7 protein-coding genes are annotated in these 13,794 nt (G+C 45.2%); 3 read left to right on the top strand and 4 right to left on the bottom strand.

The features are described from left to right. Positions 1 to 28 precede the first annotated feature (28 nt). From AC59IL_RS03320 to AC59IL_RS03310, 3 genes are all read right to left on the bottom strand, one after another. Positions 29 to 1,213 (bottom strand): DUF3179 domain-containing (seleno)protein, encoded by a 1,185-nt coding sequence (locus AC59IL_RS03320; RefSeq protein WP_496550656.1) that lies wholly within the window; start codon positions 1,211 to 1,213, stop codon positions 29 to 31. A gap of 144 nt (positions 1,214 to 1,357) precedes the next feature. Beyond that, a complete protein-coding gene (locus AC59IL_RS03315) occupies positions 1,358 to 3,520 on the bottom strand; it encodes an FG-GAP-like repeat-containing protein (protein ID WP_496550655.1) in 2,163 nt (720 codons plus the stop codon). A gap of 350 nt (positions 3,521 to 3,870) precedes the next feature. Beyond that, on the bottom strand, positions 3,871 to 4,353 hold the full coding sequence (locus tag AC59IL_RS03310; RefSeq protein WP_496550654.1) for a hypothetical protein: 483 nt from the start codon (positions 4,351 to 4,353) through the stop codon (positions 3,871 to 3,873). Positions 4,354 to 5,407: 1,054 nt separating this feature from the next. On the opposite strand from AC59IL_RS03310, the gene AC59IL_RS03305 reads away from it, so the two are divergent. Next, positions 5,408 to 8,242, top strand: coding sequence for an FAD-binding and (Fe-S)-binding domain-containing protein (locus AC59IL_RS03305; RefSeq protein WP_496550653.1), 2,835 nt, complete (start codon positions 5,408 to 5,410; stop codon positions 8,240 to 8,242). On the opposite strand, the gene AC59IL_RS03300 is transcribed toward AC59IL_RS03305, so the two are convergent. Further along, positions 8,145 to 8,516, bottom strand: coding sequence for a hypothetical protein (locus tag AC59IL_RS03300; protein WP_496550652.1), 372 nt, complete (start codon positions 8,514 to 8,516; stop codon positions 8,145 to 8,147). The genes AC59IL_RS03305 and AC59IL_RS03300 overlap by 98 nt on opposite strands. A gap of 449 nt (positions 8,517 to 8,965) precedes the next feature. On the opposite strand from AC59IL_RS03300, the gene AC59IL_RS03295 reads away from it, so the two are divergent. After that, positions 8,966 to 12,151 (top strand): SusC/RagA family TonB-linked outer membrane protein, encoded by a 3,186-nt coding sequence (locus tag AC59IL_RS03295; protein ID WP_496550651.1) that lies wholly within the window; start codon positions 8,966 to 8,968, stop codon positions 12,149 to 12,151. 11 nt (positions 12,152 to 12,162) lie between these two features. Next, positions 12,163 to 13,602, top strand: coding sequence for a SusD/RagB family nutrient-binding outer membrane lipoprotein (locus tag AC59IL_RS03290; protein ID WP_496550650.1), 1,440 nt, complete (start codon positions 12,163 to 12,165; stop codon positions 13,600 to 13,602). Positions 13,603 to 13,794 lie beyond the last annotated feature (192 nt).

The raw sequence follows: 13,794 nt of genomic DNA, 5'->3' as shown, positions 1-13,794 counted from the left end.
AAAGTGTGGAATTGTGGAAGTATGCGATTCAGTTATACTGCAGGGTATTGGGATGGAAGGTGCGCCATGAGTGCCAGAACTCCTGGTACGATTGCACAGGCTGTAATTGCTGCCCTTTTAAAATTCCTTCGATACATTCGCCGTTCATATTCCAGGTCGATTGGGTGTTGCGATCTTTCACCAGGTGCCGCTGACCGGTGCTTTCAAACTGCAAGGTTTGATTGTTGATCGTTCTGTTCCAAACATGAAAAGTGGTTGAGTCGTTTTCAAGCACCAATACAAGGGGCAACCCTGCTATTGAATCCTGTATCAGGGATTGTTTTACCAGTGCATTCCAGTCGTAGGCCTTGCTTATGTTATTATGCGAAATACCTATTACCCACGATTTATACTGCCATGATCCGGAATCTCTTTTTTCGAGACTGCTTTTGATAGTGCCCCGATCGAAGTCTTTCAGTTCGTTATATTGTTTTGTAAACAGGGTATCGGGTTGCATGATCAGTGAGGCCGGATAAGCTTTTAACCAGGCGCCGAGCGTAAGCTGACGGGATGGAATTTCAGGTAATGCGGCGCCCTGAAGCGGCCCTGCAACGGCCGTTCCGGTAGCCTGCTGCCACCAGCTTTTGGTACCTGCATCTTCAAACATGGCATTGAAGTGGTCCATGCCCACCAGTCGAAATGTTTCGGGCCGGCGGTTTACTGCCGGACTATACACCCTTCCTGTACGGCACACGGTGCAGTAGGTTACCATTACCGGTATATTGCCAATGGTATCCCGAACCTGGTGATGATAGCCTATTAATTGAATGGGGTAGGCCTTTGCCTGTCCGTTTAGCGATACGCCGATGACCAGCTTACCGGCAGGTATCGTATTCGTTGCGGCAGCAGCGAAATTTTTATGTTTGGGTTGATAAAACATTTTATCGGCCTGGAACCTGAAGTTGAAAAAATAAAACACAACAACATAAAATAGCAGACCTGCAACGAGCACTCCCTTTTTCCAAAACCGGGCATGCTGCATAGTATACAAAACCGGCCATATAATTAGTATCAAACCGGCTATTCTCAACCAGAGTGAATACTTGTTCAATCCGTATGCAAACTGTATCGTGTTATTATGCTGACTGCCCGGGAATGGCATAATAAAATAAATGCGCAGTATTTCAACGGCGAACAAAAGCAGCAGGCCTGCTATTAACAAACCATATTTCATGAGGTTGTGTTGGGTTTACCTGTAATTTATCGAATTCTTTTTCTGCCGGCAATTTCTCTTTTTACTCCTATACACTCTTAGCTAAAAAGAAAAGCGTCCCGCAGGGCGGGACTGAAAAAGAAAAAAGAGAATTTAAACAGTTGCTCAGGGCCTTCCGGTTATACCTGTTTTCCCGGGCGGAGCACAGTCGATGATTCCCGGAAGCGGATTACTGAAATTGAATTTTTTTAATTGAAAGGTGGAGAAATTTTGATCACCTTCTTTAATTTTTATATTGGTATTGATGGGCAAATGGCTGAAATGTTGCTTTACATTAATGCCGGGCCATGTTATTTCAATTTGTTCAACGGAAGTAGCTTCTCCGATACCAATATGTTGCGCAAGCGGGTTGGAGCCAAAACTGCCACCTGAATTCAGATCGCGATAAATGCTGCGGATAACTCCTTTGTCGTTGATAGTTACTTTTATTCTTGCTCCTATAGCAGCTTTGTTGCAATGTACCCCTTCGAGCGAAAGATTGATAAAATGGTTTTGATTTTGCCCGGGGTTAAGGTATAATGAATTTTCATACGCATCACCTACATACGCGCCACCCATATCCAGGTAAATATCGTGGTCGCCATCGTTATCGATATCAACAAACGAAACACCGTGACCTTTTTGCAGGTTACCTACCCGGGCCGATGTGGTTACATCAACAAAGCGGTTACCCTGAATATTCCGGAACAGCTTGTTGGGAACAAGCGATGTGTATTGCGGGTTTCCGGTGCCGAGGTAAAAATCGGGATATCCGTCATTATCGATGTCGCCAAAATTTCCGCCCATGGCAAAGGCAATGGTGTTCAGTCCTGCTTTTTCCGACACCTCTTCGAAGGTGCCGTTGTGATTGTTGCGAAACAAAAATATTTTACCCGAATTACCTGTAGGAATGTTCAATGCTTCTGCGGCTGCATACCAGGCCAGCGATTTTTGAAATTCATATCCGCAAACAAGAATATCGAGCCAGCCATCGTTGTCGTAATCCCAGAACCAGGTAGTAAAAGTGCGGGCGGTGTTATTACTGAGGCCCGCCTGTTGCGATACATCCGTAAAGCGGGGGATGCCTTGTACAGGGCCATCGTTTTTCAACAGAATTTTTTTGCCATCCAAAGTAGAAATAAACAGATCGGTATACCCGTCGTTGTTGTAATCGCCCGATGTTACGCCTTTTACAAAAGCGATCACATTGCAATTGGCTTTTGTGCTTGATAAAGTAAAGGTGCCGTTTTTGTTGTTCATGTATAATTCGCATGGATTGATCTCCATATCGGGCCCTGTTTCATTGCCAATGAAAACATCCAGCCATCCATCGTTGTTGAAATCGGCCCAGGTGGCTGTTTGGGTAGGATAAAATGAGAGTAATCCTGCTTCACGGGTTACGTCGGTAAAAGTACCGTCGCCATTGTTTTTCAATAAAGAATTAGGTTCTTTGCCATACTTTCCCTTCCAGGCACCGCGCAAAACAAAGATGTCTTTTAATCCATCGTTGTTATAATCAGTTTGCATCATGTTTAAGCCGCCGGTAAAATTGTTCAAACCCGAAGCGGCAGATACATCACTGAAGGTGCCATTTTTATTATTGGTGAAATAGTGCATGCCTTCCTGCAATCCCCAACTGCTGGTAATGATATCAGGATAGCCATCGTTGTTGAAATCCTCGACAATACTGCCACCGGCCATGTTTTTTACATTGATGCCTAAGCCGGCGGCAACATCGGTAAAAGGTTTTACCTGGTAAGCGCTGTCTGCAGTGGGTAGTTTTATCAAATACGCAGCAGGCACTTTGGCAGGATATTCACCGGTAGCCATATACGCAATATTGAGCAGCCATCTTGATTCAAGGTCGGTGGGGTCGTATTTCAACAGCATTTCATACAGTTCGATCGCTTTTTCGGCCCCCTGTTTATTAACATGTATGCCTTTGTTGGCAATGGGAAAAATGCACGATTCGCCGGTATGATTGTAGATGCAGTTGGTTCTTTCGCCCAGCCGTAAACACGAAATGGCAAGGGTTTTCATGATCATATTCCGGTGCCCGGTATATTCGGGCGGCATGCTTTGCAACAGGTTGTCAAAAACTTCAATCGCTTTTTCTTCACGACCCAGCTCAAGCAACGTATTGCCTATAGCATAGCTGGCGGTTGCTGATTCCCGGAGTTGTTCTGCCTTTTTGAGTAACGAATCGTAAAATTTTAAGCGGGTTTCAGAGGCATACGGATTGTGGGGAGTTGATTCGCTTTCATTGATGGCCGCTATAAGCCGAATCATTTCTTTGTTTTGTGACGTTTTGGATTTGCAGGACAGTATCGATAGTACTGTTGCAAACAATACAATGCGGGATAAGGAACAAGTCATTGCTTATTTTTTAGCTTACGGGTGATAAGCGGTAAATGAATTTTTCAGCTAACGGGTAAGCGAAAAGTTTTCGCGCAAAGGCGCAAAGGCGCCAAGCCTTTTCTTTGCGTTCTTAAAGATCGCGAAGCGATCAACTTTGCGTCTTTGCGCCTCTGCGAGAACCTGAATGCTTAACTTAATAGTAGAGCCTTTAAATACAGGAAACTGGCTGCCGTTGCTGACAGTTGATGCCGGTGGATTGCTGAATGATAATATGGTTGGCTTTACGCCTGTGGCGGGTGCAGTTTATCGTCGATGTAAGGATAGTTGATATGTGAAGCGGGGCGATTATTTTGCGGCGTATTTACCATGAGCAGAGCTGCAATGCTGAACTGCATGACCGGTTGTCGGTATTCACTGGCAACAGAATATTTTTTAAGCGCGGAGCCGGGATTTTTTTGATTGGCCGGTGCATCCTGTGCTTTTGCTGCATATTCATTACGGGCCGAAGATAGCCGGGTTTTGTTTTTATTGGGAAGACACATCAGGTACAGCGTATCGTTATACACTTTACGCTTTACATAATTATAGTAAATGCCGTTAACTTCCATTTCACCGTCAACCCGTTCATAGCTGCTCCAGTTGGTTATATACGGCATGTTTAACGGCACTTTTACTTCAAAGAGTTCGGCGTCGGAGTACTGGTTGTTATCGAGATGTTGTAGTAATTGTTTATCAGATTGATGAATGAAGTAGTCAAACAGCAACGAATACCCCGCCAGGTTAAACAGGTGTACAGCAAGCAGTGTTATGGCGACCCACTTTTTCAGGACGAAAATTTCCTGAAATTAAAAAATATCGGGCATATACCAACGAATTTTTTTAAAAACTATACCATCACTGTATTATACATTTTGCCTTATTCATGTATGAATGGCGGTAAAAATTCCACACAAAGGAGGGATCGTAAGCTGCGTTCCCGGTTCAGTCATTTGAGTTCCTGCTTTAACAATAAGCGTTAAAGCTACTGCAGGGTGGGTGATAGTTATTGCATTTAAAATTTACCTCATTGCAATGCGGGATTGGTGTTCAACCAATTGAGTTTATGTGATCACCTGCCGGATTGATGGCGCCGCCAGCCCGGTGATAGCTTATGCATGACGATTTGTAACAACAAACCGACACGGCAGCACCTAACAACCGGCACGCGGAATGAAACAACCTGCAGGTTGAATGGTACACCGTGCAGGTTGAATAATGCAACCGGTATGCAGAATGAAAGATCCGGGCAGGTTGCAGGTGCAACCTTGCCGGCGGAGTGAAAGAATCAGTTGGTTATGTGAACCACCCGGCCGGCGGTATGGAATGCCATTTGGGTTATAGGTACAACTCCGCCGGTGGTATGGAATACCCGGCGGGATAAGGGTACTGCCTCACTTGCTGAATGAAAGAATCGATTGGCTGTTTGAACCACCCGGCCGGCGGTGTGGAAAGCCCGTTGGGTTATAGGTACAACTTCGCCGGTGGCATGAAATACCCGGCGGGATAAGGGTGCTGCCTCAATTGCGGAGTGAAAGAATCAGTTGGTTGTGTGAACGACCAGGCTGGCGGTATGGAACAAACGGCAGGTTAGGCGTACAATTCAGCATGCGGTACTAAAAAATGAGCAGGTTAACGGTCAAACACAAGCTGTTGTAGTGAAAAAACAAGCTGACAACCTCAATTCCGGTTGCAGGGAATGAAAAGCAGGTTAAACCAGATTGTCCCCGCAAAAAGCTGCAAACGGGTACAATCAAAACCAGATTGATTTAACTTGCGGGCATGACTTCGACCGGGGAAAAACAAATACAGGAAGCCATAGCAAGTCAGTTTCCTGCTGAAAGATTAAAAACAAGGCCCATTGACCTGCATGCCTATTCTTCCGACGCCAGCTTTTATTCACTGGTACCGAAAGCAATCGTTTTTCCTGAAAATATCTCTGAAATACAGACCCTTTTTACCATTGCAAAAACCCACAATACCTCGCTCACTTTTCGCACGGCCGGCACCAGTTTGTCGGGCCAGTCGGTTACCGAAGGTATTTTGGTTGATCTGTCGCGCAACTGGCCATTGATAAAGGCCGAAGCCAATGGGAATGCTGTTCGTGTACAACCCGGCGTTACCGGCGCCCGGGTAAATCATTTTTTAAAAGCTTTTAAAAAGAAGATAGGGCCCGATCCTGCCTCCATTAATTCGGCTATGATGGGCGGCATATTGTCGAACAACTCAAGCGGCATGTGTTGCGGAGTGATCAACAATTCTTACCACACCCTGAAACATTTGAAGTTTGTTTTGCCCAATGGCGAGCTATTCAATACCGAAAATGCTGCCGATTACCAACGATTCGAAACAGAACAGGCGCTTTTATTTGCCGGCATAAAACAACTGAAGCAACGGATAACAAACGATGCGGCATTAACAGCAAAGATCCGGGAAAAGTATACCATAAAAAATACCGTTGGCTACAGTTTAAATGCCTTTATCGATTTTGATCATCCGCTCGATATACTGGCACACCTGATCATCGGTGCCGAAGGCACCCTGGCATTTATAGCAGAAGCCGTATTGCATACCATACCCGATAATCCGTATAAAAGCACCGGCTTATTATTTTTTGATTCGCCGGCTGCAGCGTGTAATGCCATTCCGGCTCTGAAAGAAAGCGGAGCCGAGGCGCTGGAGTTTATGGACAGGCCCGCTATTCATTCAATAGAACATTTAACGGGCGCTCCTGCATTTTTACAAACACTGCCCGAAAACAGTGCGGGTATTTTGTGCGAATACCAGGCACAAACATTTGATGACCTGCAACAGAAGCTAACCAATGCTACGAAGTATATTGATGCACTGCCGCTTATTTATAAAACCGAATTTACCACCGATGAAACCATACAGGCCGGTTACTGGAAGCTGCGGAAAGGGATGTACCCATCGGTGGCGGCTGTACGAAAGAAGGGTACATCGGTAATGCTCGAAGATATTGCCGTGCCTGTTCACCGGCTGGGCGAAGCTATTGAAGACCTGCAGCAATTGTTTAAAAAGTATAATTACAACGATGCTATTGTATTCGGACATGCAAAGGAAGGCAACCTGCATTTTCTGGTAACGCAATCGATCGATACGCCAGCCGAAATTCAGTCGTTCGGTGTATTTAATGATGAGCTGGCCGAACTGGTGATCAACCGGTATAACGGCGCGCTGAAAGCTGAGCACGGCACGGGTCGGCAAATAGCCCCGTATGTTGAAACAGAATGGGGGAGCGATGCGTATGCCATTATGAAAGAGCTGAAAACGTTGATTGACCCCTCTACAATTCTGAACCCCGGCGTAATTATTAATGATGATCGCAACTGTCATTTAAAGAATCTGAAGGCAATGCCGGTGGTAGAAGAAGAGGTAGATAAATGCGTGGAATGCGGATATTGCGAAAACCGGTGTCCGAGCCGGCATTTTACATTAACGCCCCGGCAACGCATTGTGTTACGAAGATCATTATCGCGCCTCAAAAAAGCAGGCGATACCAAAACCTATAAAAGTATTTTACACGATTATACCTACGATGCTATGGATACCTGTGCGGTAGACGGTATGTGCGCTACTGATTGTCCGGTTGCCATTAACACCGGTGAACTGGTAAAAAGGTTGCGAAAAGAAAATCACAGCTCCCGGCAAAATACAACCGCATTATGGGTGGCGAAAAACTTCAGCCTGGTAGAATCGCTAATTAAAATTGGTCTGCGTTCAGGCAGGTTGATGAACCGGGTGTTCGGAAAACAATTCATGTATAAGTTTACCACGGCTGTGCGAAAAATAGTTCCTGCATTTCCGTTATGGTCGCAACAATTAACGGGCCCCATACCTATACGGCCGCAACAACCCGAACAGGCCGAAGTGGTGTATTTTGTTTCGTGTATCAGCAGAACGATGGGCGCCGATGCGACCCAAAAAGAATCGATTGTTGATGTATGTCAACGCCTCGCTAAAAAAGCAGGTATCAGGTTATTGATCCCGCCTGATTTGCATGGCGCCTGTTGCGCGCAACCTTTTTCTTCAAAAGGATTTACCGGTGCCTACCGGTTTATGGTAAACAAAACCATCAGCACCTTATGGCAGTGGAGCAGGCAGGGCAGCATTCCCGTGGTACTTGATATTAGTTCCTGTACACATTCCCTGCAAACCAGCCGGCTGTACCTGACGCCCGAAAATCAGCAGCGGTTCGATCAGCTGCGTGTTATTGATAGTCTGCAGTTTGCTACCGATATATTGTTACCCCGCCTTACCATTACAGCAAAGAAAAGCAAAGCCGTTTTTCATCCGGTGTGTTCGTTATATAAAATGGATCTCAATAAAAAGATGCTGCAGCTGGCGGCGGCCACTGTTGAGCAACCGGTTCTTCCGGCCACGGCAGGCTGTTGTGGCATGGCGGGCGACCGGGGTTTTTACTATCCCGGTTTAACGGCGTCGGCCACCCATGCCGAAGCGACCGAGGTGAAGGATGCCGGATGCAGTGATTGTTATTCTACCGCCAAAACCTGCGAAATGGCGCTTTCTGATGCAACGGGTAAAAACTACCGGTCGGTGTTGTATTTGCTGGATGAGGTGAGTCATAGTCAATAGGCAATACGTAATCCCTGGCCGCGTACAGCCGGTTGGTATCAGCCTTATCCTGGTAATCGTTAAAAATGCCGGCATCATCAAAAACCCGTGTAATTACCAGGCCCTTGTTGTTGAGGTTCGACAGCTCATGCAGCAATTCAACATAAAAGGTGTTTACCACATACAGATACAATCTGTTTCCTGAATCTACTTTGTCGGCCAGAAATACGCCATACTTACTGATCACCTTTATCTGTTCCGGCTTACTCAGTTGTTCGAATGCAATACGTGTCATATTCTTTGGTTCTTCTACAAACTTAACGATTTTTATTAGTCCACTAAAATAATAGGAAATATTTTGCGAATAATTTGCACACCTGTATCTTTGTTCTGTTCTACGATTACATTTTGCACTGAAAGCATAATTGAAAACTAAATGCTTATACAATGAAACAACCTGCTATCCTTTGCGCCGGTCAACTGTATTCCCCTTATATGCTGCATGCTTACAGCATGATCTCCGATAACGGCTCCTGGCGCTGTTGTTGCTAACTGAATGTTCCACTGTTTTATTGCTTGTTATTAGGCTTTCGGAATTCGGAGGTCTGAAGTCAGAGGTCGGATTGAACCCGGAAAGTCATCCTCATATGCTTATTCGCACCACATCCGATTTAACTCGTCGGACTTCCGTCTTCCGACATCGGACTTCTGTATCAGCTACTGTTTATTAACAAATTATTCAAGATGAAAAGAATTGTTGCACTGATTTCTTTTGGTGTTATTATGTTATTGTCATTACACGCCGTTGCGCAAACGAAAACGATAAAGGGCCGGGTGTTTGCAAAAGATAACGGCCAGCCGTTGCCGGGTGTTACCATACTGGTTAACAAACTGCAGGGCGGGGGCGTGGCTTCTGATAACGAAGGTTGGTTTTCGGTTACTGTGGCAGAAGGTGATGTGCTTTCTGTTTCTGCTCTTGGTTATGTTACACAACAAATACCGGTGAAGGCCACAGGCAATGACCTGCAAATTTGGCTGGTGCCTGCCGATAAATCGCTCGATGCCGTAGTGGTAACTGCGTTGGGCATTTCAAAACAACGGAAATCGCTGGGCTATGCCACGCAGGAATTGAAATCGGGCGATATAGCTGAAGCTAAAGAAGCTAATGTGGTGAATGCACTTGCAGGTAAAGTGGCCGGTGTGCGCATCACCAATTCGCAGGGCGATATGGGGTCGAGCCGTATTGTGATTCGTGGTGAAACGTCTATCGACGGCAATAACCAGCCCTTATTTATAGTGGATGGTATACCGGTAGATAACACCCAATTGGGCGCCGGTGGCTCGAGGGATTATCGCAATGCTATTGCCGACCTGAATTCGGAAGATATTGAAACCATCAGCGTATTAAAAGGGCCTAATGCTGCTGCTCTGTATGGCTCACGCGGTGCGCATGGCGTTATTCTTATAAAAACAAAAAGCGGAAAAAGTAAAAAAGGTGTTGGTGTTACGGTTAATTCAAACACTACATTTTCAAGCTTATTGATTTTGCCGGATTATCAAAATGTATTCGGACAAGGCGCTGAAGGAAAATTCAACTATGTTGATGGAAAAGGGGGAGGCATAAACGACGGCGTTGATGAAAGCTGGGGGCCTAAACTGAATGGTCAGTTAATTCCGCAGTTTTATTCAAACGGACAGGCGGTGCCTTTTGTTGCGCATCCCGATAATGTTCGCGATTACTTTAAAACGGGTGTAACGCTAAGCAACAGCGTTGCGCTCGACGGTGCGGGCGACAATTATAACTATCGCATTTCTTATAACAACGAAAAACAATGGGGCATAGTGCCTAACAGCGAAGCTGGTAAAAACAATGTGTTGTTTAATGCGCGTTTTACAGTAACCCCTAAATTAAAAGTGGGTGTTAATGCTGATTATATTGTAAATAGTGCGCCTAATTTGCCCGGTGCAGGCGGTAAAAGAGCTACCAGCACCATGCTGCAGTTTACCTGGTTCGGACGTCAGGTTGATATCAATCAGTTGAAAAATTATAAAGACGCTAATGGCAATTCATTTAACTGGAACAACAGTTACTACAGCAACCCGTATTGGATCGCGTATGAAAATACCGTTAGCCAGCGTCGTAACCGGTTTATCGGTGGACTGGACCTTAGCTATACAATCACCAATGGTCTTGAACTGAATGTGCGCACGGGTAATGATTACTATAACGACCGCCGTAAGCTGCGCATCGCTTATGGTACCAACGGAACGCCGTATGGTTCGTATGAAGAAGATGCGTTTACCGTAAATGAAAATAATACCGAAGCAACGCTACGCTATAATAAGAATATCAACAGCGATTTCAGTATCGATGTGCTGGCTGGTGGTAATATTCGCACAAAATATTTTGAAGAGAATGATCAGCAGGCGCCGCGACTGGCTGTTGCCAATGTATATACCCTGGCCAATTCAAGAGATCCGTTGGTATCGACGAGCTTCTATTCAAAATTTAAAATATACAGTGCATTTGCATCGGCTCAATTGGGTTATAAAAATTATGCGTTTATCAATATTACAGCCCGTAATGACAGGTCGTCGACATTGCCTGTGCAAAACCTGTCTTATTTTTATCCTTCCTTCAACGGCAGCTTGGTGCTTACCGAAGCATTTAAAATAAAAAGCGCTGTGCTCAGCTATGCACGCGTTCGTGGCGGCTGGTCGCAGGTGGGTGCCGATACCGATCCATACCAGCTGTTAAATTATTACAACTTCAACGCACCTTTCAATGGCAATCCGCAATTAACTACTTCGGGTGTAGACCTGAATCCTGACCTGCGACCTGAAAAAAACAACTCAACAGAATTAGGTTTTGAAGCGGGGTTCTTAAACAACCGGGTTCGTCTTGATGCAAGCTTATACAATACAAACAGTGTTGATCAGATATTAAAAGTAGATGTAAGTCAGTCTACCGGCTATACCAAAAAATTATTGAATGCAGGTAAGATCAACAACAAAGGCATTGAAGTACAGTTAGGCATCACACCCGTTAAAACCAAATTATTTCAGTGGGATGTGGATGTAAATTATGCAGCCAACAGAAGCCGGGTGCTGAAACTGGATGATGAAGGCCGTTTACAAAACTATGTGATAGGTTCGTACAGGAATATTCAGGTTATTGCATCGGTGGGTAAACCCTATGGCACTTTGTATGGCAATGCTTATTTGCGTGACGCATCAGGAAATATTGTGGTGAACAACAGCGGCATTCCGCTGGCCGACCCCAATAAGAAAGTATTGGGTAAATATACGCCCGACTGGATCGGCGGTATTACCAATAGCTTTTCCTATAAAGAATTTCATTTGTCGTTTTTGGTTGATGCCAGTGTGGGCGGTTCGCTTTTTGCCGGCACCAACTCAACCGGCAGTTATACCGGTGTGCTGGCAATGACGCTGACCGGTCGTGATGCCGACCACGGCGGTTTGTATTATTATTACCCCGGTAATAACAAAGCGAATGGCACGGTTGCTTTGCCCAAAGGTAGCAATGTGCCTAATGGAGAAACTATTTACGATGATGGTATGATATTTAAAGGCGTTACTGCGAATGGCAATGCCAATACTACGGTCATTCCCGCATCGCAATATTATAAAGCTCCCCGCAATATCGAAGAGCAATTTGTATACAGTGCTTCCTATGTAAAGCTGCGCGAAGTAAAATTCGGCTACGCCTTGCCCGGCGCCTGGATCAAAAAGATCGGTGTTGCCGCCGCTACCATTTCGATCGTAGGCCGCAACCTTTGGATCATTCATAAAGATGTGCCCAATATCGATCCCGAAACGGCATTTACCAATGGCAATGCACAGGGGCTTGAAGATTTAACATTGCCCACCGTAAGAAGCTATGGCTTTAATATCAACTTCAAATTTTAAATGGCCACACAATGACTAAGAATATAATGTTGTTTTTTGCTTTGGGTTTGATGGCAGGAGCGGTATCGTGCAAAAAAGACCTGGCTGAGATGAACAAAAATCCCAATGCAACGGAAAACCCGCAACCCGATTATCTGTTAACGGCATCTGAGAAAATAACGGCTGATTTATACTGGGGGGCCGATAATAATTTCAACGCAACATTGCTGATCATTCAGCATTGGGCAAAGATTCAATACACTGAACCAGACCGATATATTTTTTCAAACAGCAGTTTTACATCGTTGTGGAGCACCGGCTATGCACAAAGCATCACCAACCTGAATACCATTTTACAACTGCCCGATGAAAAGGCCAACGCAAATTATAAAGGCGTGGCGCTCATTTTAAGATCGTGGGTATTTAGTTTACTCACCGATGCCTATGGTAACATTCCCTATAAACAGGCCGGTAATATCAAAACCTATCTTACGCCTGCTTACGATAGTCAGAAAGATGTGTACTATGGTTTGCTCAACGATCTGAAAACGGCGGGCGCTGCCTTGACTACGAGTGGCAATGCCATTGCGGGCGATGTTATTTACAGCGGTAAAATCGATCGCTGGAAGAAATTCGCGAATGCGCTTCGTTTTCGTATTGCACTGCGTTTGGCCGATCAGGACCCCGACAAGGCAAAACAGGTTATAACAGAAGTATTGAATGATGCCGGCGGGCTTATAAGCAGCAATGCCGAAACAGCACAATTTGTTTACAGCACATCGCCCATGCAAAACCCGGTAAGCGCCTGGTTCGATACACGCGATGATTATCGTATTGCAAAAACAATGGTCGATAAACTATATGCATTAAATGATCCGCGGTTGCCTGTTTATGCCAATAAGCCAACGGATGCTTCGGTAACCAATTATGTAGGCGTACCCAGCGGTTTAACTACCAGCGACGCCAATAACCTTGGTTTTGCCAAAACATCAAAACCCGGTTCTTATTTTTATGCACCACTGGCCCCGGCAGTAATTATTAGTTATGCAGAAGTTTTGTTTGACCGCGCCGAAGCCGCTGCACGGGGATTTACAACCGAAAATGCCAATACATTGTATAATGCAGCCATTACCGCCTCATTGAATCAGTATGGCATTACAGATAATACAACGGTCACTAATTATTTAGGCCAGACTGCCGTGCAATTTGATGCCGCCAATTACAAAAAATCGATAGGCGAGCAAAAGTGGATCGCCCTGTTTGGTCAGGGGCTCGAAGCATTTGCTGAATGGAGGCGCCTGGATTATCCGCAATTGACCGCCGGCGTAGCCGGTGTGCTGGATGGAAAAATTCCTGTACGCTTTATTTATCCGGGTACCGAACAATCACTGAACGGAGATAATTACAAACAGGCCGTGGCCAGTCAGGGTACCGATAACCTGCTCACAAGGTTATGGTTTGATGTTAAATAAACAATTATAAATCAGAAAGGCGATCGTTACAATTCACATGAGAGAATACATAAGCAACACGATGGTATAAAACTTCATATATACCGTTTGTGCACACAGAGCCCCGATGTCGATCGGGGCTTTTTTTGTGTTGAGTGAAGCCCTACGAAAACGTTAGCATAAATATTAACACAGTTTACAGACAGTTCAGGA

It is taken from the genome of Niastella sp. sgz303648, from assembly GCF_059587045.1.
The sequence above is the reverse complement of the archived record's forward strand: the minus strand, read 5'-3'. Positions and strand labels throughout refer to the sequence as shown.

Coding starts and splice junctions, on each gene's coding strand:
- AC59IL_RS03320 (WP_496550656.1), bottom strand. CDS start 1,213: ATGAAATATGGTTTGTTAATAGCAGGCCTGCTGCTTTTGTTCGCCGTT.
- AC59IL_RS03315 (WP_496550655.1), bottom strand. CDS start 3,520: ATGATTCGGCTTATAGCGGCCATCAATGAAAGCGAATCAACTCCCCAC.
- AC59IL_RS03305 (WP_496550653.1), top strand. CDS start 5,408: ATGACTTCGACCGGGGAAAAACAAATACAGGAAGCCATAGCAAGTCAG.
- AC59IL_RS03300 (WP_496550652.1), bottom strand. CDS start 8,516: ATGACACGTATTGCATTCGAACAACTGAGTAAGCCGGAACAGATAAAG.
- AC59IL_RS03295 (WP_496550651.1), top strand. CDS start 8,966: ATGAAAAGAATTGTTGCACTGATTTCTTTTGGTGTTATTATGTTATTG.
- AC59IL_RS03290 (WP_496550650.1), top strand. CDS start 12,163: ATGACTAAGAATATAATGTTGTTTTTTGCTTTGGGTTTGATGGCAGGA.